The organism is Streptomyces sp. NPDC088097 (assembly GCF_044741845.1).
Classification (GTDB): domain Bacteria; phylum Actinomycetota; class Actinomycetes; order Streptomycetales; family Streptomycetaceae; genus Streptomyces.
The window spans coordinates 35,190-54,823 of the sequence record NZ_JBIUTJ010000002.1 but is presented as its reverse complement, the minus strand read 5'-3'; the positions used below and the strand labels follow the sequence as shown (position 1 = coordinate 54,823).

At 74.5% G+C, this 19,634-nt stretch carries 21 protein-coding genes and 1 tRNA gene; 11 read left to right on the top strand and 11 right to left on the bottom strand.

The window, feature by feature from the left end; translation table 11 throughout:
• Positions 1 to 22: 22 nt before the first annotated feature.
• Together ACIOD1_RS06350 and ACIOD1_RS06345 are read right to left on the bottom strand one after the other, a co-directional pair.
• Positions 23 to 943 carry a serine/threonine dehydratase gene (locus ACIOD1_RS06350; RefSeq protein ID WP_401900578.1) on the bottom strand — a complete coding sequence of 307 codons (921 nt, stop codon included), beginning with the start codon at positions 941 to 943 and terminating at the stop codon, positions 23 to 25.
• A 72-nt stretch (positions 944 to 1,015) separates the two neighbouring features.
• Positions 1,016 to 1,696, bottom strand: a complete 681-nt coding sequence (locus ACIOD1_RS06345; RefSeq protein ID WP_401900577.1) for a TetR/AcrR family transcriptional regulator — start codon at positions 1,694 to 1,696, stop codon at positions 1,016 to 1,018.
• 190 nt (positions 1,697 to 1,886) lie between these two features.
• On the opposite strand from ACIOD1_RS06345, the gene ACIOD1_RS06340 reads away from it, so the two are divergent.
• From ACIOD1_RS06340 to ACIOD1_RS06310, 7 genes are all read left to right on the top strand, one after another.
• Entirely contained in the window at positions 1,887 to 3,572 is a 1,686-nt protein-coding gene (locus ACIOD1_RS06340; RefSeq protein ID WP_401900575.1) for a ricin-type beta-trefoil lectin domain protein, read from the top strand.
• Positions 3,573 to 3,873: 301 nt separating this feature from the next.
• The gene (locus tag ACIOD1_RS06335; RefSeq protein ID WP_401900573.1) at positions 3,874 to 4,095 is read left to right on the top strand and encodes a hypothetical protein; all 222 of its coding nucleotides are present in this window, start codon (positions 3,874 to 3,876) and stop codon (positions 4,093 to 4,095) included.
• Positions 4,096 to 4,236: 141 nt separating this feature from the next.
• Positions 4,237 to 4,809, top strand: coding sequence for an ECF RNA polymerase sigma factor SigK (sigK, locus tag ACIOD1_RS06330; RefSeq protein WP_401900570.1), 573 nt, complete (start codon positions 4,237 to 4,239; stop codon positions 4,807 to 4,809).
• Positions 4,806 to 5,540, top strand: coding sequence for an anti-sigma factor domain-containing protein (locus ACIOD1_RS06325; RefSeq protein ID WP_401900568.1), 735 nt, complete (start codon positions 4,806 to 4,808; stop codon positions 5,538 to 5,540). The genes sigK and ACIOD1_RS06325 overlap by 4 nt, the downstream gene beginning before the upstream one ends.
• Before the next feature lie 47 nt (positions 5,541 to 5,587).
• Complete coding sequence (locus ACIOD1_RS06320) at positions 5,588 to 7,204, top strand: molybdopterin-dependent oxidoreductase (RefSeq protein ID WP_401900567.1); 1,617 nt, start codon at positions 5,588 to 5,590, stop codon at positions 7,202 to 7,204.
• 141 nt (positions 7,205 to 7,345) lie between these two features.
• On the top strand, positions 7,346 to 8,428 hold the full coding sequence (locus ACIOD1_RS06315; protein ID WP_401900566.1) for an alpha/beta hydrolase: 1,083 nt from the start codon (positions 7,346 to 7,348) through the stop codon (positions 8,426 to 8,428).
• Between the two features lie 73 nt (positions 8,429 to 8,501).
• Positions 8,502 to 9,032 (top strand): GNAT family N-acetyltransferase, encoded by a 531-nt coding sequence (locus tag ACIOD1_RS06310; protein WP_401900564.1) that lies wholly within the window; start codon positions 8,502 to 8,504, stop codon positions 9,030 to 9,032.
• 53 nt (positions 9,033 to 9,085) lie between these two features.
• On the opposite strand, the gene ACIOD1_RS06305 is transcribed toward ACIOD1_RS06310, so the two are convergent.
• On the bottom strand, positions 9,086 to 10,354 hold the full coding sequence (locus ACIOD1_RS06305) for a cytochrome P450 (RefSeq protein WP_401900562.1): 1,269 nt from the start codon (positions 10,352 to 10,354) through the stop codon (positions 9,086 to 9,088).
• 130 nt (positions 10,355 to 10,484) lie between these two features.
• Between ACIOD1_RS06305 and ACIOD1_RS06300 the strand changes: the two genes are divergently transcribed.
• Positions 10,485 to 11,414 (top strand): SDR family oxidoreductase, encoded by a 930-nt coding sequence (locus ACIOD1_RS06300; protein ID WP_401900561.1) that lies wholly within the window; start codon positions 10,485 to 10,487, stop codon positions 11,412 to 11,414.
• Between the two features lie 15 nt (positions 11,415 to 11,429).
• Here ACIOD1_RS06300 and ACIOD1_RS06295 read toward each other — a convergent pair whose 3' ends face one another.
• A complete protein-coding gene (locus tag ACIOD1_RS06295) occupies positions 11,430 to 12,173 on the bottom strand; it encodes a class I SAM-dependent methyltransferase (RefSeq protein ID WP_401900559.1) in 744 nt (247 codons plus the stop codon).
• A gap of 271 nt (positions 12,174 to 12,444) precedes the next feature.
• Complete coding sequence (locus ACIOD1_RS06290) at positions 12,445 to 13,494, bottom strand: enoyl-CoA hydratase/isomerase family protein (protein WP_365619830.1); 1,050 nt, start codon at positions 13,492 to 13,494, stop codon at positions 12,445 to 12,447.
• Positions 13,495 to 13,605: 111 nt separating this feature from the next.
• Here ACIOD1_RS06290 and ACIOD1_RS06285 point away from each other — a divergent pair, with 111 nt between their 5' ends.
• Entirely contained in the window at positions 13,606 to 14,037 is a 432-nt protein-coding gene (locus tag ACIOD1_RS06285; RefSeq protein ID WP_365619832.1) for a MarR family transcriptional regulator, read from the top strand.
• Positions 14,038 to 14,104: 67 nt separating this feature from the next.
• Complete coding sequence (locus ACIOD1_RS06280; protein WP_365619835.1) at positions 14,105 to 14,701, top strand: hydrolase; 597 nt, start codon at positions 14,105 to 14,107, stop codon at positions 14,699 to 14,701.
• 88 nt (positions 14,702 to 14,789) lie between these two features.
• Here the strand turns inward: ACIOD1_RS06280 and ACIOD1_RS06275 are convergent, their stop codons facing one another.
• The gene (locus ACIOD1_RS06275) at positions 14,790 to 15,380 is read right to left on the bottom strand and encodes a hypothetical protein (RefSeq protein ID WP_401900556.1); all 591 of its coding nucleotides are present in this window, start codon (positions 15,378 to 15,380) and stop codon (positions 14,790 to 14,792) included.
• 333 nt (positions 15,381 to 15,713) lie between these two features.
• A tRNA-Pro gene (locus ACIOD1_RS06270) sits at positions 15,714 to 15,787 on the bottom strand.
• A gap of 126 nt (positions 15,788 to 15,913) precedes the next feature.
• On the opposite strand from ACIOD1_RS06270, the gene ACIOD1_RS06265 reads away from it, so the two are divergent.
• Positions 15,914 to 16,390: a DUF309 domain-containing protein gene (locus ACIOD1_RS06265; protein WP_365619841.1), complete on the top strand. Its 477-nt coding sequence runs from the start codon at positions 15,914 to 15,916 to the stop codon at positions 16,388 to 16,390.
• On the opposite strand, the gene ACIOD1_RS06260 is transcribed toward ACIOD1_RS06265, so the two are convergent.
• From ACIOD1_RS06260 to ACIOD1_RS06245, 4 genes are read right to left on the bottom strand one after another with little or no spacing between them, the layout of a single operon-like run.
• Complete coding sequence (locus ACIOD1_RS06260; RefSeq protein WP_365619844.1) at positions 16,370 to 16,765, bottom strand: VOC family protein; 396 nt, start codon at positions 16,763 to 16,765, stop codon at positions 16,370 to 16,372. The genes ACIOD1_RS06265 and ACIOD1_RS06260 overlap by 21 nt on opposite strands.
• A 4-nt stretch (positions 16,766 to 16,769) precedes the next feature.
• Positions 16,770 to 17,402 (bottom strand): LUD domain-containing protein, encoded by a 633-nt coding sequence (locus tag ACIOD1_RS06255; protein ID WP_365619847.1) that lies wholly within the window; start codon positions 17,400 to 17,402, stop codon positions 16,770 to 16,772.
• A complete protein-coding gene (locus ACIOD1_RS06250) occupies positions 17,399 to 18,877 on the bottom strand; it encodes a lactate utilization protein B (protein ID WP_401900553.1) in 1,479 nt (492 codons plus the stop codon). Before ACIOD1_RS06250 ends, ACIOD1_RS06255 begins: the two co-directional genes overlap by 4 nt.
• Positions 18,874 to 19,629 (bottom strand): (Fe-S)-binding protein, encoded by a 756-nt coding sequence (locus ACIOD1_RS06245; RefSeq protein ID WP_365619853.1) that lies wholly within the window; start codon positions 19,627 to 19,629, stop codon positions 18,874 to 18,876. The genes ACIOD1_RS06250 and ACIOD1_RS06245 overlap by 4 nt, the downstream gene beginning before the upstream one ends.
• Positions 19,630 to 19,634 lie beyond the last annotated feature (5 nt).

The following is a 19,634-nucleotide window of genomic DNA, read 5'->3' as shown; positions in this document are numbered from 1 at the left end:
ATCCGACAGGGGGCCCTGGCCCCTAGAGGTCGCCCGGGTCGGTGTTCGCGCCGCAGAGGACGACCGCCACGCGTTCGCCCAGCGGTCGCGGCGCGGTGTGCAGGGCGGCGAGGGCGGTGGCGGCGCCGGCTTCGACGACGATCCGGTGGTCGCGCCAGAGCGCGCGACGGGCGGCGGTGATCGCCTCGTCCGGGACCAGCACCGAGGTGGCGTTGTCCCGTCGCACCGCGGTCAGGGCGTCGGCGGAGGCGCGGGTGGCCCCGAGGGAGTCGGCGGCCACGGAGGCGACGGGGACGTCGATCGGCCGGCCCGCCTCCAGGGCCGCGTTCAGGGCCCGGCAGTGCTCCGGTTCGACGGCGACGACGCGGATGCCGTGCGCGTGCGCCGCGGTGGCGACCCCGGCGAACAGACCTCCGCCGCCGACCGCGACGACGACCGTGTCCAGGCCGGGCAGGGCGGCCCGGATCTCGTCGAGGAGGGTGCCGGCGCCGGCGGCGACGAGGGGGTTGTCGTAGGCGTGGGCGGCCAGGGCTCCGCTGTCGGCCGCGAACTCCCGGCAGGCGGCGAGGGCTTCGGCGTACCGGTCGCCGACGAGGCGTACGTCGGCCCCGTAGCCGCGCAGTCGCTCCACCTTGACGCGGGGCGCGTTGGCGGGGAGGAACACGGTGGCCGGCACTCCCTGGGCGCGGGCCGCCCAGGCGCAGGCCAGGCCCGCGTTGCCGCCGGAGGCGATGGTGACGCCGGCGGCCGGGACGGTGCCGGCGGCGCGGTGGGCGGCGAGGAAGTTGTGGGCGCCGCGCGCCTTGAAGGAGCCGGTGTGCTGGAGGTACTCCAGGGCGTACCAGACCCCTTCGGCGGCGGGCACCACCGCGGCGGGGCGAACGGCACCGGATATCCGGCCCGCGGCGGCGCGTACGGCGGCGTAGTCGAGCTGCTGTTCCATGGCGGGAGCGCCTTTCGGGAGGCGGGAGAGCGGGGGCGAGGCGACGGGACGGTGGGACGGCGGGACGGCCGGTCAGGCGGCGCCGGGGCGTCCCGGACGGTCGGGACCGTCGGAACGGTCGGGACGGGCGGCTTCGATGAGCTGGCGCAGGGCGCCGTAGTACACCTCGTGGTCGGTCAGCGGCGGCAGCACCTCGGCGACGGCGCCCGCGAGCGCGGGGAACTCGGCCGGGTCCAGCGCGGCGAGGGCGGCCCGGGAGGCCGCGGTGGCCCCGGCCGGGTCCCGGTGGTCGACGAAGGCGGCGCTGCCCAGGGTGAGGAGGTACATCCGGCGGTAGACGGTCATGGCCTCGGCGGGGTCCATCCCGGCGGCGACGCTGTCGGCGATCGCCGGTTCCACGAGCCGGGCCAGCAGGTGGCGGCCCAGCCAGGGCCGGCCGCCGCGCAGGACGAGCAGCCCGGGGTGGGCGGTGAGGAGCCGGTAGAACGCCCCGAACCGCTGCTCGGTCGCCTCGGCCCAACCGGTCCCGGCGGGGACCTCGGGGAGTTGCGCCGCGAGGTGCTCGGTGCACAGGTCCAGGAGCCCGGCGAGGTCCACGCAGCGGCGCTGGACGGTGGCGTGGGAGACCTTGAGCCGCTCGCCCAGGGCGCGGAAGCTGAGCGCGTCGGGCCCCTGCTCGTCGAGGATCCGCAGGGCGGCGAGGGCGATGGCCCCGGGAGTGGCACGGTCCAGGGCGAGTGATCTCATCGGCATGAGATACAACGTATCAGCCAATGTCACGTACGACGTATCGAATGACCGCACCACAGGCTCCTCGACCCCGCGTACGTCTGACTACCGCCAAATTGCTGGTCATTGAGCGATAACCATCGACTTATGTTGACAGCGGGTAGTCGCACCGCTGCACTGGGCGCACACCGACGCCCCACGTCAAGGAGATCCCGTGCCGCCTCGCCCGCGTGCCTTCCTCCCCTGCCTGACCGCGGCCGCCCTGCTCGCCCTCGTGTTCACCCCCGCCCCGGCCGTCGCGGAGCCGACCGCGACCTGGGACACCCCCCTCGCGCTGACCCCGCCCATGGGGTGGAACAACTGGGCGCACTACATGTGCGACATCGACGAGGCCAAGGTCGTCGCCAACGCCGAGGCCCTGGCGTCCTCGGGGCTCGCCGCCAAGGGGTACGACACGGTGACCGTCGACGACTGCTGGATGCTCAAGGAGCGCGACGCCGGGGGGAGCCTGGTCGTCGACACGGAGAGGTTCCCGCACGGCATGGCCTGGCTCGGCGAGCATCTGCACGCCAAGGGGCTCAAGTTCGGCATCTACGAGGACGCCGGCTTCCTCACCTGCGAGCGCTACCCGGGCAGCGGCTCCCCCGACGGCGGCGGCCCCGACCACTACGCGCTCGACGCCCGCCAGTTCGCCTCCTGGAAGGTGGACTACGTCAAGATGGACGGCTGCAACCTCTGGGTGCCGCCGGGCCGGACCAAGGAGCAGGCCTACCGCGAGGCCTACAACGCGGTCGCGCGGGCCCTGCGCGACAGCGGCCGACCGATGGTGCTGTCCGCCTCCGCGCCCGCCTACTTCCAGCAGGGCGAGTGGGGCGGCGCCGACTGGCACAAGGTCCTCGACTGGGTGGGCGAGACCGGGCAGCTGTGGCGCGAGGGCAAGGACATCAAGGTCTACAAGCCCACCGCGCCCGAGACCTCCCGCTGGAGTTCCGTCCTCGGCAACTACGGCTACAACCGGTGGCTCGGACACTACGCGGGCCCCGGCGACTGGAACGACCCCGACTTCCTGATCGCCGGCGCCCCCGGGCTGACCGAGGCGGAGAGCCGCAGCCAGGTCGGGCTGTGGGCGATGATGGCGGCCCCGTTCATCCTGTCCTCCGACGTCTCCGCGCTGACGCCCGCCGGGCTCGCCGCCCTCGGCAACGAGGCCCTGATCGCCCTCGACCAGGACCCCCTGGGCCGTCAGGGCGCGGTGGTCTCCTCGAACGCCGCCTTCGACGTGCTGGCCCGCCCCCTCGCCGGTGGCGACCGGGCGGTGGCCGTCCTCAACCGTACGGGCAGCACGCGGGACGTCTCCGTACCCCTGGCCGACATCGGGCTGACCTCCTGCACCGTCGACGCCGCCGACCTGTGGAGCGGGGAGCGCACGGAGGTCTCGGACGCGCTGACCGGGCGGCTCGCCGCCCATGACACGGCGGTCTGGCGGCTCACCCCCAAGGGGTGCGCCGAGGCCCTGCCCACCGGCCAGGTCAACGGCCTCGGGTCGAAGTGCGTCGACGGGGACGACACCGCCGGCGTCGGCGCGGTCGTCCTGGCCGCGTGCACGGCGGGCGCCGACCAGCGGTGGACCCTGCGCGGCGGCGGCCGGATCCGGCTGGACGCCGCGTGCCTGACCGCGACCGCCGACGGCGCCCTGGTCGGCCTCGACCCGTGCGGGTCCGGCCGGCAGGCGGGGCAGAGCTGGAGCCACCGCCAGGACGGGGCCTTGGTCGAGGAGACGAGCGGGCGGTGCCTGACCGCCCCGCCCGCGCCGGCGTCCGCCGACACCCCGGCCGACCGACTGCGGCTGGAACCCTGCGGTGACCACCGCGCCGACCAGGTCTGGTCCCTGCCCGTCTGAGCGGACCGATCGGGGAGCGGACTCGGGAGAGGCCGCGTCCGGGGGCCCGCCCCCGACGCGGCCGTCCCGAGCGGGACCTCCCGTACACCCCCACCGGCCGCCGCGCCCGCGCCGCGCCGTAGGCCTCACCCCTCCGGGGGAATCGCCCTACCCGTGCGGGGGAGATCCGTCCGGGCGGCTCCCGGCCGGCGGCGGCCCTGGGTTCACTGGCCCGAAACGCCAGGGGGCGGTCGCCACAACGATCCGGCGGCCGCCCCTTTCCCACGCCCACGGGCTCAGCGGCCGACAGGAGCGCACCCAGATGTCCGAGACCGAACAGGAGCGGCCCGGGCCCCACCTCGCGGAGCCGGCCCCGCCGCCGTCGACGTCCCCGGTCGCCGGGATCGTCGGGATCGCCGACGGGGTCGTGGAGCTGCGCAAGCGCGGGGAGCTGACCGCCCGGCAGGCCGGGCCCGACGCCGGGAGCCGCCTGGAGACGATGGCCCGCCGGGCGGCGGAGCGGGCCGGGCGTCCTCGTGCGTGACCCCTTCCCGCGCGGCCCCTTCGTGCGTGACTCTGCGCGAACGGGCGCGTACGGGGCCAATCCGGTGGCGCGGCGGCTCCGAATCGCTCATGAAGTGAGCGGATGCGGCAGAACGGGGGCCGGTCCCCGCAGGATCGGTCCGTGGATGACCTGACACGGACCGACGGGGACCTGGCCGTCCTGCTCGGCCGCGTCGCCGAGGGCGACGAGGCGGCCTTCGTCCCGCTGTACGAGGCGGTGTGCGGAGCCGTACTGGGCGTGGCGCGCGCGGTACTGCGCGACCGGGCCCAGGCCGAGGAGGTGACCCAGGAGGTGCTCGTCGAAGTGTGGCGCACCGCCGGGCGCTACCGGGCGGACCGGGGCAGCGTACGGACCTGGGTGTTGACGATGGCCCACCGCCGGGCGGTGGACCGGGTGCGTTCGGCGCAGGCGGCGGCCGATCGGGAACGGCGTGCGGCGCGGCTGGAGTCGGCGCTGCCGGAGTTCGACGAGGTGACCGAGGCGGCGCTGGCCGGGGAGGAGCGGGAGCGGGTACGGCGCTGCCTGGGTTCGCTGACCGAGATCCAGCGCCAGGCGGTGGGCCTGGCCTACTACCGGGGCCTGACCTGCCGCGAGGTGTCGGAGACCCTGGCCGTGCCGCTGGGTACGGTGAAGACCCGGCTGCGGGACGGACTCCTGCGGCTGCGCGACTGTCTGGGGGTGAGCGGCGGATGAACGGGCCTGACGTGCACGAGTCGACGGGCGCCTACGTCCTGGACGCGCTGCCGGGTCCGGAGCGCGAGGCGTTCGAGGCGCATCTGGAAACCTGCACGGCCTGCGCCGAGGAGGTGCGCGAACTCGCGGCCACCGCGGCCCTGCTGGGCCGGGCCGTCGCCGTGGAGCCTCCGCCCGGCATGCGGGAGGCGGTGCTGCGCCGCATCCGGGAGGAGGCCGCGCCGCCGCCGACCGCCCGGCACGCCCGGGCGGGCCGGCCGTGGGCCCGGTGGGCCCTGGCCGCGTGCCTCGCGGCGGCGGTCGGACTCGGCGGAATCTCGGTGTGGCAGTACCAGCGGGCCGAGCAGGCCGGGCAGGACGCGCGCCGGGCCGAGGCCCGGGCGGACGCGCTCACCGGGGTGCTGTCCGCCCCGGACGCCCGGCTGGCCGGGGGGCGGCTCGCGGACGGCGGTACGGGCACGGTGGTGGTCTCCCGCGCCCGGGACCACGCCGTCTTCGTGCCCTCCGGGATGGCGCCGCCCCCGCCGGGCCGGGTCTACCAGCTGTGGTTCGCCGACCCCGGCGGCATGCGCCCGGCGGGCCTGATGGACCCCGCCCGCCCCGACGCCCCTGCCCTCTTGGCGGGCCCGGTGGGCGCGGCCACCGGGGTCGGCGTGACGGTGGAACCCCCGGGCGGCTCCACCGCACCGACCACGACCCCGCTCCTCGTCCTCCCCCTGCCGGCGGCGTAGCGCCCGGTCGTCACCCCGCGCCCTCCCGGAGGGGGCGCGGGCGGGGGATGCTGGAGGGGCAGGGGGACGACGGGCTGGAGGTGGTCCGCGTGGCATCCGGGAAGCAGCCCCGCACGGTGCTCGGCGCCGTCGCGGGTGTGGTCGCCGCCGGGGCCGGGCTCGCCTGCGCGCAACTCGTGGCGGCCTTCGTACGCCCCGAGGCGAATCCGGTGACGGCGATCGGCGGGGCGGTGGTCGACCGTACGCCGGTGGCCGTCAAGGAGTGGGCGATCCGTTCCTTCGGCACCTCCGACAAGACGGCCCTGGCCGTCGGGATCCTGGTCGGGCTCGCCGCGGTCGCCGCGGCGACGGGGATCCTCGCCCTGCGCCACCCCCGAACGGGCGCCGCCCTCGCCGGGGCGGTCGGCCTGCTGGGGGCGGTGGCGGCCCTGGGGCGGCCCGGGGCGGGCGTCAAGGACGCGCTGCCCTCCCTGGCCGCCGGGCTCGTCGCCGCCGGGGTGCTCCGCCTCCTCGTCTCGGCCGCCCGCAGGCCGACCCCGGTCGGCGGGCGGCCGGGCGGTACCTGGCCGATGGACCGGCGCGCCTTCGGCCGGCTGGCGGGGGCCACCGTGGCGGCCTCGGCGGTGGCCGGCTACGCGGGGCGGCGGCTCGGCGCGCACGGCGCGGCCGGGGCCACGGCCTCCCGTACGGACCTCGTCCTGCCCGCGCCCGCCCGCCCGGCGCCGCCCGTCCCCGCCGGGGCGGACCTGCGCGTCCCCGGTACCGGCCCCTTCCTCACCCCCGCCCGGGACTTCTACCGCGTCGACACCGCGCTGGTCATCCCCCGGATCGACGCGGGCGCCTGGCGCCTGCGGATCCTCGGGGAGGGGGTCTCCCGCCCGCTGACGCTGTCCCTGCCCGACCTGCTGGCCCGGCCCCTGGTGGTCCACGACATCACCCTGACCTGCGTCTCGAACGAGGTCGGCGGCCCGTACGCGGGCAACGCGCGCTGGCTCGGCGTACGCCTGGCGGACCTGCTGCGCGAGGCCGGCGTACGGCCCCCGTCCGAGGGCGGGCCCGCCGACCAGTTGGTGGCGCGGTCGGTGGACGGGATGACCCTCGGCACGCCCGTGGAGACGGTGATGGACGGCCGGGAGGCCCTGCTGGCCGTCGGGATGAACGGCGAGCCGCTCCCCTTCGCCCACGGTTTCCCGGTCCGCATGGTCGTCCCGGGCCTGTACGGGTACGTGTCGGCCTGCAAGTGGCTGCGCGAGCTGCGGCTGACCACCTTCGCGGCCTACGACGCCTACTGGGTGCGGCGGTCCTGGGCGGCGCGGGCTCCGGTCAAGACCCAGTCGCGGATCGACACCCCGCGCCCCTTCGCCCGGGTGGCGGCGGGGCGGGTGGCCGTGGCGGGGGTGGCGTGGGCCCAGCACCGGGGCATCGCGCGGGTGGAGGTCCGGGCGGACGGCGGCCCGTGGCAGGACGCCCGGCTGGGCACGGCGGACGGCGTCGACACCTGGCGGCAGTGGGTGTGGGAGTGGGCGGCGCCGTCCGGGGAGCACCGGTTGGAGGTCCGGGCCACGGACGGCGACGGGGCGGTCCAGCCCGAGTCCCGCTCGGGCACGGTGCCGGACGGGGCCACGGGATGGCACTCCGTCACGGTCCGGGTCGGACCCTCGTAGCGGGCTCCCGACCGGGCGGACCGGGCTCGCGACACGCCCGCACCCCGCCGCCCGGGGCGGGGGCGCCCCCGTACATTGAGGAACGGTCAGGAAGCCCGTCCGCCTGCCGTCCCGTCCTCCCGTACGTCAGGAGCCGACGCCGTGGAGCTGACCAGCACGTCGTTCCTCGTCACACTGATCGCCGTCACCGTGCTCGCCGTGCTCCTCGCGCTGTTGTTCTGGAACCGCGTGCCCGGTCCCGGGGTGGTGCGGTGGGCGGCCCGCGTCCTGATGATCGGACTGTGCCAGCTCACGGCGATCGCGGTGGTCGCCACCTGGATCAACGGGAGCTACGGGCTGTACGCCTCCTGGGACGACCTCCTCGGCACGCCGAGCGGGCAGAGCGCCTCCGCGATGACCGGACCGCCGGTCGGCCGCGCGAAGTTCACCGCCGGTGGGGACGGCACCCGCGCCACCTACTTCCGGGGCAGCCACTCCAAGCTGGCGGGGCAGGTCATCGTCTGGACTCCGCCCGAGTACGACGCGCCGGGCGCGGACAAGGCCCGCTTCCCGGTGCTCGTGCTGCTGCACGGCTACCCGGGCACCCCCCGCTCCTGGATCGACGTCGGCGGCATGCCGGGCGCCCTGGAGCAGCAGGTGCGGCTCGGCGCGGCGCACCCCTTCATCCTGGTGATCCCGGAGATCTACCCGGGCGGGGTGAACACCGACTGCAGCGACACCCCGCAACGCAAGATCGCCACCTGGCTGGCGAAGGACGTGCCCGACCTGGTGGCGCGGAACTTCCGCACCCTGCCCGAGCCCGCGGGGTGGGGGCTGATGGGCATCTCCACCGGAGCGTTCTGCGCGGCGAAGCTCCCCTTGCAGTACCCGAAGGTGTTCCGGGCGGGCGCCGCCCTGGACCCGGATCCGCTGACCGGTGACCCTGAGGTGCTGGCGGATCCGGCACTGCGGGAGCGCAACAGCCCGATGTGGCTGGTCGGCCGGGCCAAGGGTGCGGACGTCGGCCTGTTCCTGGCCACCTCCGCGCAGGACAAGGACAGCCCGCCACAACAGTTGGCGGCCTTCGCGAAGGCGGCGACGGGCACCGGGGTCCGGGTGAAGACCCTGGTCCGCCCGAGCGGCGGCCACAACTTCCAGACCTGGACGGGAATGTACCCCGACGCCCTGGCCTGGCTCAGCACCGAGATCTCCCCACCCTCGACCCCACCCGCGGACACACCCTGACGCCGCCCCGGTCGGCGTTGGCCACCGGGCCACGGTGGGAGAAATGCGTTGTCCTGCCGTCACTCCGGTCGGCATGCTCCATGGCGTGACCACTCAAGACGACCCCACCGACGCCGGCGACGCCACCGTCGTCATGCCCGTCAGCGTGCGCGATCTACTGCCCCGGGACCTGCCGGCGTGTACCTGGTCCGGCTCGCCCGTCCACCTGCGCGGCGTCGAGCGCGAGTTGGCACGCGCTGCCGCGGGTGAGGTGGACTACCTGGCGGTCTGCACCCCCGCTGACCTGCCCGTGGCGATCGGCGGCATCGACTACCGGGTCTCCGCGGCGGCCGGAACCCTGTGGCAGCTCGCCGTGCTCCCCGCGTTGCAGTCCTGCGGCTTGGGAACGCTGCTCGTCGGAGCCGCCGAACAGCGGATCCGCGAGCGCGGGTTGCACAGGGCGGAACTCGCCGTCGAGGAGGACAATCCCCGGGCCCGCGCCCTGTACGAGCGCCTGGGATACGTCGCGTACGGCCGGGCACCGGACGCCTGGGACGAGGAAGGACCCGACGGGGCGGTCCGTCGCCACGAGACGATGTGCGTCCTCATGCGAAAGGGCGTCTGAGCCCCCGCCCGGTGCCCCGCGCCCAACGGGGTGTTCGCGCCGGTCCGCCCCTCTCAGCGTCGATCGAGACGGACCGGGAGGGACTCGACGCTGTTGCCGATGAAGCTGCGCTGGTGCGGGAGCCGGTCCTCGGGAACGGCGAGGTCGAGGTCGGGGAAGCGGGTGAAGAGCCGCTCCAGGGCGATGGTCGCCTCCAGTCGGGCCAGCGGGGCGCCCACGCAGTAGTGGGCCCCGTGCCCGAAGGACAGGTTGCGGGCGGCCGTGGGGCGGGTGACGTCGAAGTCGTCGGCGTCGGGGCCGTGGTAGGCCTCGTCCCGGCCGGCGGCGGTGTAGCCGGCGAGGACGGGGGTCCCCTTCGGGATCACGGCGCCGCCGATGGTGAGGTCGCGGGTGGGGTAGCGGAAGGGGAACCAGCTGACGGGCCCGTCCCAGCGCAGGGTCTCGTCCACCACGTCCGACCAGCTCGCGCCGCCCTCCAGGACCAGCGCGAGCTGGTCGCGGTGGGCGCACAGGGCGCGTACGGCGTTGGCGATCAGGTTGAGGGTGGTCTCGTGCCCGGCGACGAGCATCAGCCGCATGGTGCCGATGAGTTCGGCCTCGCTGAGTCGGCCGCCGTCCGCGTCGCGGGCGGCTATCAGCGCGCTGGTGAGGTCCTCGCCCGGGGCCGCCCGCCGGGCGGCGGCGATGGTGCCCATCAGCTCGACCAGCTCGCGTACGGCGGCCATCGTCTCGGCGGGGGTGTTGTCGGTGGCGACGATCACCGCGTAGGAGAGGCGGTGCAGTCGGCCGCGGTGCTCGGGGTCCACGCCGAGCAGCTCGCAGATCACGCTCATCGGGAGCGGCAGCGCGAAGTGCTCGCGCAGGTCGACGACGTGGCCGGCGCCCTCCCCCGCGGTCGCTCCCGAGCCCTGCGCCGCGGCCCGTTCGAGGTCGTCGAGGAGGCCGTCGGTCAGCTTCTCGACGCGCGGGCGCAGCCGCTCCACCTGGCGGGCCGTGAAGGCGTTGCCGACCAGGGAGCGCAGCCGGCGGTGGTCGGCCCCGTCGGCGGTGTGCATGCCCTGGGCGTTGGCGAAGACGCACAGGGGCCAGTCCGGGGGGATGCCGCCGTCGTGCAGGGCGGGGAAGTGCCGGGCGTCCTTGCCCACGTCGGGGTGGGAGAGGAACTCCCGCAGCGCCTCGTGTCCCAGGACGACGGCGCCGGGCACCCCGCCGGGCAGGACGACCTCGGCGACGTCGCCCCGGGCGCGCAGCCGGGCGTTGAGCGCGTGCGGGCAGCCACCGGCGGGATCGATGGCGTACGGGGTGGAGGAGTCGGATGACAAGGAGGGCTCCTGATCTGATGAACGCGTCTCGCCCAACAGTGCGTCCTGGGGGGCCGGTTGTTCAAGACCGGACCGGCCCGTCTCATGTGTCCGCCGGGCCGGGAGGCACCGCCGGAGGTAGGGTCGGACCATGGCTGTCGCCGATGGAACGCGGACCCTCGAAGGCAAAGTGGCCCTGGTGGCCGGAGCGACCCGGGGCGCGGGCCGGGGCATCGCCGTCCAGTTGGGCGCGCGGGGCGCGACGGTCTACGTGTCGGGCCGCAGCACCACCGGGCGACCCTCGGAGTACGGCCGCCCGGAGACGATCGAGGAGACGGCCGCGCTGGTGACGGCGGCGGGCGGACGCGGTGTCGCGATGGTCGCCGACCACCTGGTGCCGGAACAGGTCGAGGCGCTGGTGGCCCGGATCGACGCGGAGCAGGGCCGGCTGGACGTCCTGGTGAACGACGTCTGGGGCGGGGAGCGGCTCTTCGAGTGGGACGGCACCGTCTGGGAGCACGATCTGGACAACGGTCTGCGCCTTCTCCGGCTCGCGGTCGAGACCCATGCCGTGACCAGCCACTTCGCCCTTCCGCTGCTGCTGCGGCGCCCGGGTGGGCTGGTGGTGGAGATGACGGACGGCACGGCCGAGTACAACGCGACCCGCTACCGGGTGTCGTTCTTCTACGACATCGCCAAGGCGGCGGTGTTGCGGATGGCCTTCGCGCTCGGCCACGAGGTGGGCCCGCGCGGGGCGACGGCGGTGGCGCTGACCCCGGGGTGGATGCGCTCGGAGATGATGCTGGACGCCTTCGGGGTCACGGAGGAGAACTGGCGCGACGCTTTGGCGAAGGTGCCGCACTTCGCGATCTCCGAGACCCCCTCCTACGTGGGCCGCGCCGTCGCCGCGCTGGCCGCGGACCCGGAGGTGGCCCGCTGGAACGGGCGGTCCCTCTCCAGTGGGCAGCTCGCCCGGGTCTACGGCTTCACGGACCTCGACGGGAGCCGACCGGACGCCTGGCGGTACATGGTGGAGGTCCAGGACCCGGGCCTCCCGGCGGACCCCACGGGCTACCGCTAGGGCGTGTCGTGGGACCTAGCGGTTGTCGGGGCGGCGGAAGAGGGCCGTCCAGAGGAAGGGCTCGCCGAAGTGCGCGGAGTCGGCGGGCTCGTCGCTCATCCGGCGCAGCTCGACCTCCTCCAGCTCCGAGAAGATCCACCGCAACGACTCGGGCGTGTAGGCGAGTCCGCCACCGAGCCCGCCCTGTCGGTAGAACGCGGCGTCGGGCAGTTCCGAGCCCATCGCGCCGGCCGCGAAGCAGGTCAGCGCGAGGTGTCCGCCGGGTGCGAGGACCCGCTCCAAGAGCGCCAGGTAGCTGATCCGACGGTGCGGCGGGAGGTGGTGGAAGCAGCCCGAGTCGTGGATCAGGTCGTACGGGCCGCCGAGTTCCGCCCCGGCGGCGGTGAGGGCGAAGGCGTCCCCGCGGTGGAAGCGGACGTCGGCTCCGGCCTCGCGGGCACGGCCGGTGGCCCACTCGATGGCGACCGGGGAGAGGTCCACGGCGTCCACCTCGTGGCCCAGGGCGGCGAGGTGGAGGGCGTTGCGGCCGGGTCCGCAGCCGAGGTCGAGGGCGCGGCCGGGGGTGATCAGGCCCCGCTCCGCGTAGGAGACGAGGTGTTCGTCGGGCTTGGCCACGAAGAACGGCACCGGCTTGGAGCGGTCCGCGTAGAAGCCGTCCCACCACGCGGAGCCGTCCGCGCTCCAGCGGTCGGCCTCCGTGGCGAACAGTCCGTCCAAGAGGTCGAGCACGTCCTCCACCGAGCGTATGTCGCGGTCCATCAGCTCCCCTTTCCCGAGGTGACGATCTTAGGCCGTGACGGGGTGAAAGCCCAGGTCGGAAGGGGTACGACCAGGCTCCGTACGGCCCCTGGACGCCGGTCGACGGACCGACCGGACCCGCCCCGCCGGGTCGGGGGCGTACGGGCCTCCACGCCCCCGCACAGGGCCCTCCCGGGGTCGGTTCGGGGGGCGCCGGAGCCCCTTTCCGAAGCGGTCGGCGCTCCGGGCCGGCCGATCCCTCCCGGACCCGCCGGGGATCCGCGAACGCCCCTCAGGGGAAGGTCAGTTCCCGCCCGTCGGCCGGGGCCTCGAAGTAGCGCTCCACCTCCGTCTCGTCGACCTCGGCGAGGGTGGCCGGCTTCCACTGCGGGTTGCGGTCCTTGTCGATGACCTGGGCCCGTACGCCCTCCACCAGGTCGGGGGCGAACAGGGCGACGCACGAGACTCGGTACTCCTGCGTCAACACCCGCTCCAGCGAGCCCAGTTCGCGCGCCCGCCGCAGGGCGGCCAGCGTCACCTTCAGGGAGGTGGGGGACTTCGCGTCCAGCAGGGCGGCGGTCCCCCGGGCGGCCGGCAGGCCCGTGGCGAGCAGGCGGGCGTGGATCTCCTCGACGGTGTCGGCGGCGTAGCAGTGGTCGATCCACTCCCGCTCGGCCGCGAGCACGCCCTCGGGCACGGCGGGGAACACCTGCCCGGACAGGACCTCGCCCGCCGGGCGCGCCTCCAGCTCCCGGGCGAGCCCGGCCAGCTCGCCGGCGGGCAGGAAGTGGTCGGCGAGCCCGCACAGCAGGGCGTCCGCCGCGCCGACGGCGGTCCCGGTCAGGGCGAGGTGGGTGCCGAGTTCGCCGGGGGCCCGGGCGAGCAGGTGGGTGCCGCCGACGTCGGGCACGAAGCCGATGCCCGTCTCCGGCATGGCGACGCGGGAGCGCTCGGTGACGATCCGCACGCTGCCGTGGGCCGAGACGCCGACCCCGCCGCCCATGACGATCCCGTCCATGAAGGCGACGTAGGGCTTCGGGTAGCGGGCGATGTACGCGTTCAGCCGGTACTCGTCGCGCCAGAAGTCCAGGGAGGCCTCGCTGCCCGCCTTGGCGTCGTCGTGGATGGCGCGGATGTCCCCGCCCGCGCACAGCCCGCGCTCCCCGGCGCCCCGAATGAGGACCTGATCGACCTCCGGGTCGCGCTCCCACCGCGTCAGCGCCCCCGCGATCCGCAGCACCATGGGGTGGGTGAGGGCGTTGAGGGAGGCGGGACGGTTGAGGGTGATCCTCCCGGTCCGGCCCCGGTTCTCGATCAGCACGGTGTCGTCGTCGGTCTTCATACCGGCGAGTATGTACCGTCCCGGCCCACACGGAAGATCACCATGGTGATGGCGGCCTCGCTGTCGACAGGCAGACTTGCAAGTCTGCCTGTCGTTTCCTAGGGTCGTCCCATGCCATCTGACCCGAACCCGCGCGATACCGCCGAGGAGCTCCAGCTGGCCCTCGGCATGCTGGTCCGCCAGATGCGGGCCGCGTCGCAGGGCGGGATCAGCCTGTCGCAGATGTCGGTGCTCAAACGGCTCGACCGGCTCGGCCCCTCCACCGCCGCCGAGCTGGCCCGGGCGGAGAAGATCCGCCCCCAGTCGGCGATCGCCACCGTCCACTCCCTCTTGACCGAGGGGTACGTCCTGCGCACCCCGCACCCCACCGACGGCCGCCGCCTGCTCATCTCCCTCACCGAGCGGGGCCGGACCCTGGTGCGCGAGCGCCGCGAGGCGGGACAGGGGCGGATCGCCGAGCTGATGGCGGGGCGGCTGAGTCCCGAGGAGCAGGTGCGCCTGGCCGAGGCCGTGCCCCTGCTGCGCAGGCTGGCCGAGGACTGACCGTCACCGCACGGGCCGGCCGTCGGCACGCCGTCCCACCCCCGAACCCCCCAGAGGAGCCCCGCCCATGACCACCTCTCCCGCCCCGTCCTCCCTGACGCTGGCCTCCGACACCGCCTTGGTGCTGATCGACCTCCAGCAGGGCATCCTGGCCATGCCCACGACCCGTCCGAGCGCCGAGGTCCTGCGCAACGGCATCGCGCTCGCCGAGGCCTTCCGCGCCCACAAACTCCCTGTGGTCCTGGTCAACGTGGCCTGGTCCGCCGACGGCGGCGACCTGCCCGGCACCGACGTGGACACCCCCGGCCCCGCCGCCGCGCCGCCCGCGGCCTTCTCCGAGATCCCGGCCGAGCTGGCCGCCCTGGGCGACGTCCGGGTGACCAAGCGGCACTGGGGCGCCTTCACCGGTACGGAGCTGGACCTCCAGCTGCGCCGGCGCGGGATCCGCCGCATCGTCCTGGCCGGCATCTCGACCAGCATCGGCGTCGAGTCCACCGCCCGCTCGGCCTGGGAGAACAGCTACGGGCTGGTCTTCGCCGAGGACGCCACGGCCGATATGGAGCCCGAGGCCCACGCCCACAGCTTCACGCGGATCTTCCCGCGCATCGGCCGGGTACGTTCCACCGCCGAGGTCATCGCGGCCCTGGACGCCCTGGACTCCTGACTCCATGACGCGGCCGGGGCCGTTGACAGCACGGCCCCGGCTCACGCCGGTATCGCCCGGCATCGGGGAGACGTTCCCTGCGGAGCGCCTACTGGTTCAGCTTGTCCTGGCAGAACTTCGAGTTGATGGCCGCGTCCGAGCCCTGCTTGTAACCCTTTTCGAAGTTGGGGTCGAGCGGGGCAAGGCCCTGCTGGGGCGCCTTGGCCGTGCAGGCCTTCTTGGTGTCGGCGAAACCTTGGGCGAAGCCCTTGCTCAACTGCTGCTGTGCGCCCTGCTCTTGGGCCTGCGCAGCCGTACCGCAGCTGATCCGGGTGCCCTTGCTCTGGTTCTGCTTGTTCTGGTTCTGCTTGTTCTGGTTCTGGTTGTTGTTCTGCTGGGTGGTGGCCTTCTCCTCGAGGGTCACGACGCCAGACGCCGGGAACACACCCTTCACGGAGACCTTTCCGGTGGTGTCGGCAGTGGCCGATACACGGTTGCCACCCCCACCTCTGAGGGTCACCGTGGCACCCGGTGTGAGGTCCTTGCCCGCAACGTCGAACTTGCCTTCGGTGACCGACTTGGTCACGGTGCACGTGGCGCTGGGTACGGCGGCCTGCGCGGACCCGGTCAGAACCACGACCGGCCCGATCACGAGGGACGTCACCAGCAGGGGGGCGGCTATACGGACGCACCGGCTCATTGCTGTTTCCTCACTGTGTGATGGTCTCGGGGAAACGGAGAGAGGGCCGCGGGCCGCGCACACGGGGGCGGTCCGGCATTCCCGCGGGCGTCATGTGCCTCGCGGCCCCGCTCCCCTGGCGCCGCGTGGGCGGTATCCCCGGGGAGGCTCGGGAACTGCTCCCATCCTCTCCCGATCTCCGCGAACGGGCCACCCAGCGGAAGCGCGGGCGGGGAGACCTGGGTCGTACGACCCGCGACGGGGGGCGACCCCGTGGGCCGGGGGGCGGGGGAACGACCGAGGGGCCGTTTCGGATTTCTCCGAAACGGCCCCTCGATCTACGACTCTTTCGAGTCGGGACGACAGGATTTGAACCTGCGACCCCTTGACCCCCAGTCAAGTGCGCTACCAAGCTGCGCCACGTCCCGTTGTGCTTGTGCCTGTCACTGTTCCTGCTCTGCGAGGTTTCCCCCTCGCGCCGGGCACATGCAGAACATTACCCCACGTCGAGGGGTGTACGTGCACGGGTGACCGGCGCCGGGCAGGATGGCCGGATGAGCGGACGGGACCGGGACGAAGAGGGGCGGGCGCGCAGCGCGCGGCCACGGGACGGGCTGGGGCGACCCCTGCCGTACGGAGCCTCGGGCGTGGAGCGGCAGCCCGAGGGCGTGGTGCGCACCCCGGCCGGGACGGTGACGGAGGCCCAGCGGCTGCTGGACGCCGGGATGCCCTTCCACGCGCACGAGGTGTTCGAGGACGCGTGGAAGTCCGGGCCCGACGCGGACGCCGACCTGTGGCGGGCGCTGGCGCAGCTCGCGGTGGGGCTGACGCATTCCGCGCGGGGGAACTCCGTCGGCGGGGCGCGGTTGCTGCGGCGCGGGGCGGAGCGGTTGGCGGGGGTGCGGGAGGCGTACGGGATGGATCCGGCGGGGCTGGCCCGGTGGGCCGGGGAGCTGGCCCACCGGGTGGACGCCGGGGCGGTCGTGGACGCGGCGCGGGAGGCTCCGCGGCTACGCGGCGGCGGGCTGTAGCAGGTCCCAGCGGTTGCCGTAGAGGTCCTCGAAGACGGCGACGGAACCGTACGGCTCGTGGCGCGGCTCCTCCAGGAAGCGGACGCCCTCGGCGGTCATCCGGGTGTGGTCGGCGGCGAAGTCGGCGGTGTAGAGGAAGAAGCCGACGCGTCCGCCGGTCTGGTCGCCGACGCGGGCGAGCTGGGCGTCGCCCTTGGCCCGGGCCAGCAGCAGCGCCGACTCCTTCGCGGCGGGCGGGCGGACCACGATCCAGCGGGAGCCGTCGGGGCGGGCGGTGTCCTCGACGAGGTCGAAGCCGAGGGCGCGGGTGTAGAAGTCGAGGGCCTCGTCGTAGTCGCGGACGAGCAGGGCCGTGAGGGCGATGTGGGAGGGCATGCCCCTATTCTGCCGCCGCGTCGAGCAGGACCACGTCCAGGGTGCGCGGGCCGTGGACACCCTCCACCCGGTCGAGTTCGATGTCACTGGTGGCGGAGGGGCCGGAGATCCAGGTCAGCGGGCGGGTCGGGTCGAGGCGCTCGAGGGCCCGCGGGACGGAGTCCACCACCTGCTCGGGGACGCGGACCACGCAGACGTGGTGGTCGGGGATCAGGGTGATGCGCCTGCGCCCCTGGTCGGGGCCCCCGTCGAGGACGATCGTGCCGGTTTCGGCGATGGCCAGGGCGCAGCCGGTGACCACCCCGCCGACGCGGTCCAGCTCGGCCCGGGTGGAGGCGGCGCGGTCGTGGACGCGGGTGGGGTCGGCGGCGGAGAGCCAGTGCGGGGGCAGGGCGGGCGGGACGAGGATCTCGCGGTGCGGGGAGAGGAGCCGCCCGAGCAGGGTCGGGAGACCGTGCTCGTCGGTGCGGTGGACCCGCGCCCGGTAGGCGGTGAGGTGCGCGGCCAGGAGGTCGACGCGCTCGGCGGGGGTGCGCCGGCCGTGGACCCCGAGGTAGTCGCGGGGGACGGCGGGGTCCGGGCCGGTGTCGGCGGCGGCGCGGCGGATGCGGGCCAGGACGCGGTCCTTGCTGCTCACTGCGGGGTCTCCCGTTCTCTCGCCCACCAGTCGCGGAAGGACTCGGCCGGGATGTCCGGCAGTTCGCGGATGTCGGTCCAGGCGCGGCCGGGTCCGGGGAGCCGGCGCGGGCGCAGTCGCCGGGCCCGGGACAGCAGTCGCTCCCCCGCGCGCAGGGCGCCGGGGTGGTCGAGGAGGAGGCGGGCGGCGCGCATGGCGGCGCGCTCGGCGGTGTGGCCGTGGGCGGGGCGGATGCGGACGCGGACGCCCTCGCGGGTCACGGCGCCGCCCTGGGCCACGCGTTCGCGGAGGTGGACGAGCACCTCGGGGATGTCGATGGCGACGGGGCAGACCTCGTAGCAGGCCCCGCACAGGGTGGAGGCGTAGGGCAGGGTGGCGTCGATCTCGCTTTCGGTGCCGCGCAGTTGGGGGCTGAGGATGGCGCCGATGGGGCCCGGGTAGACGGAGCCGTAGGCGTGGCCGCCGGCGCGTTCGTAGACGGGGCAGACGTTGAGGCAGGCGGAGCAGCGGATGCAGCGCAGGGCTTGGCGGCCGACGGGGTCGGCGAGGGTGTCGGTGCGGCCGTTGTCGAGGAGGACGAGGTGGAAGGCGGAGGGACCGTCGCCTTCGGTGGTGCCGGTCCACATGGTCGTGTACGGGTTCATCCGCTCGGCCGTGGAGGAGCGCGGCAGGGTCTGGAGGAAGATCTCCAGGTCGCGGAAGGTGGGGATGACCTTCTCGATGCCGACGACCGAGATCAGGGTGTCGGGGAGGGTCAGGCACATCCGGCCGTTGCCCTCGGATTCGAGGACGACCATGGTGCCGGTCTCGGCGACCATGAAGTTGGCGCCGGAGACGCCGACCTTGGCGCGCAGGAACTTCTCGCGCAGGTGCAGGCGGGCCGCTTCGGCGAGTTCGCGCGGGTCGTCGCCGAGGTCCTCGGGGGCCGGGCGGCCCCAACTTCCCATCTCGGAGCGGAAGATGTCGCGGATCTCCGCGCGGTTGCGGTGGATGGCGGGGACCAGGATGTGGGAGGGCCGGTCGTGGCCGAGCTGGACGATCAGTTCGGCGAGGTCGGTCTCGTACGCGGCGATGCCGGCGGCTTCGAGGGCCTCGTTGAGGCCGGTCTCCTGGGTGGCCATGGACTTGACCTTGACCACCTCCCGTTCGCCGGTGGCGCGGACGAGGTCGGTGACGATCCGGTTGGCCTCCTCGGCGTCGGCCGCCCAGTGCACGGTGCCGCCCGCCGCGGTGACGGCGGACTCCAACTGCAGCAGGTAGCGCTCCAGATGGCGCAGCGTGTGGTCCTTGACGGCCTTGCCCGCGGCGCGCAGCCGGTCCCAGTCCTCCAGTTCGGCGACCGCGTGGGCGCGTTTGTCACGGATGGTCCGGGTGGCGTGGCGCAGGTTGCCGCGCAGCACCTCGTCCCGTACGGCTTCGCGGGCCGCGGCCGGGAAGGCGGGGAAGGCGGGCATGCCGAGGTGGGTGCGGCTCATCGCAGGGGTTCCTCCTCGGTGGCGGCCAGGATCTCGGCGAGGTGCAGGGTGCGCAGGGGGGCGCCGGAGCGGCGCAGGGTGCCGTCGAGGTGGACGAGGCAGGAGTTGTCGGCGCCGCACAGGACGGAGGCTCCGGTGCCGGTGGCGTTGCGGATCTTGTCGGCGGCCATGGCGGCGGAGACGTCCGGGTTCTTGAGGGCGAAGGTGCCGCCGAAGCCGCAGCACTCCTCGGCTCCGGGCAGTTCGACCAGGTCCAGGCCCTTCACGGCGGTGAGGAGCCGGCGCGGGCGCTCGCCGAGGCCGAGGGAGCGCAGGCCGTGGCAGGAGGGGTGGTAGGTGACGGTATGCGGGAAGTGGGCGCCGACGTCGGTGACGCCGAGGACGTCGACGAGGAACTCGGTCAGCTCGTACACGCGCGGTACGAGGTCGTGCGCGAGGTCGGCGAGCGCGTTGCCGCGGCCCTCCTCGGCGGCTTTGCGGCCGATGCGCGGGTAGTGCTCGCGGACCATCGCGGCGCAGGATCCGGAGGGGGTGACCACGTACTCGTGGCCCGCGAAGGCCTCGGCGGTGCGGCGCAGCAGGGGTTCGCTCTCGCGCCGGTAGCCGGTGTTGTACTGCGGCTGCCCGCAGCAGCTCTGGGCGGCGGGGAAGTCCACGTCGACTCCGAGGCGCTCCAGGAGGCGTACGACGGCGATGCCGGTCCGGGGGTGGATCGCGTCGTTGACGCAGGTGACGAACAGGGCGGCGCGCATGGTGG

Bases quoted from the DNA above. Each gene is read 5' to 3' on its own strand.
- ACIOD1_RS06350 (WP_401900578.1), bottom strand. From the start codon at position 943: ATGGAACAGCAGCTCGACTACGCCGCCGTACGCGCCGCCGCGGGCCGG.
- ACIOD1_RS06345 (WP_401900577.1), bottom strand. From the start codon at position 1,696: ATGCCGATGAGATCACTCGCCCTGGACCGTGCCACTCCCGGGGCCATC.
- ACIOD1_RS06335 (WP_401900573.1), top strand. From the start codon at position 3,874: ATGTCCGAGACCGAACAGGAGCGGCCCGGGCCCCACCTCGCGGAGCCG.
- ACIOD1_RS06325 (WP_401900568.1), top strand. From the start codon at position 4,806: ATGAACGGGCCTGACGTGCACGAGTCGACGGGCGCCTACGTCCTGGAC.
- ACIOD1_RS06320 (WP_401900567.1), top strand. From the start codon at position 5,588: ATGCTGGAGGGGCAGGGGGACGACGGGCTGGAGGTGGTCCGCGTGGCA.
- ACIOD1_RS06310 (WP_401900564.1), top strand. From the start codon at position 8,502: ATGCTCCATGGCGTGACCACTCAAGACGACCCCACCGACGCCGGCGAC.
- ACIOD1_RS06300 (WP_401900561.1), top strand. From the start codon at position 10,485: ATGGCTGTCGCCGATGGAACGCGGACCCTCGAAGGCAAAGTGGCCCTG.
- ACIOD1_RS06295 (WP_401900559.1), bottom strand. From the start codon at position 12,173: ATGGACCGCGACATACGCTCGGTGGAGGACGTGCTCGACCTCTTGGAC.
- ACIOD1_RS06290 (WP_365619830.1), bottom strand. From the start codon at position 13,494: ATGAAGACCGACGACGACACCGTGCTGATCGAGAACCGGGGCCGGACC.
- ACIOD1_RS06285 (WP_365619832.1), top strand. From the start codon at position 13,606: ATGCCATCTGACCCGAACCCGCGCGATACCGCCGAGGAGCTCCAGCTG.
- ACIOD1_RS06280 (WP_365619835.1), top strand. From the start codon at position 14,105: ATGACCACCTCTCCCGCCCCGTCCTCCCTGACGCTGGCCTCCGACACC.
- ACIOD1_RS06275 (WP_401900556.1), bottom strand. From the start codon at position 15,380: ATGAGCCGGTGCGTCCGTATAGCCGCCCCCCTGCTGGTGACGTCCCTC.
- ACIOD1_RS06265 (WP_365619841.1), top strand. From the start codon at position 15,914: ATGAGCGGACGGGACCGGGACGAAGAGGGGCGGGCGCGCAGCGCGCGG.
- ACIOD1_RS06260 (WP_365619844.1), bottom strand. From the start codon at position 16,765: ATGCCCTCCCACATCGCCCTCACGGCCCTGCTCGTCCGCGACTACGAC.
- ACIOD1_RS06250 (WP_401900553.1), bottom strand. From the start codon at position 18,877: ATGAGCCGCACCCACCTCGGCATGCCCGCCTTCCCCGCCTTCCCGGCC.
- ACIOD1_RS06245 (WP_365619853.1), bottom strand. From the start codon at position 19,629: ATGCGCGCCGCCCTGTTCGTCACCTGCGTCAACGACGCGATCCACCCC.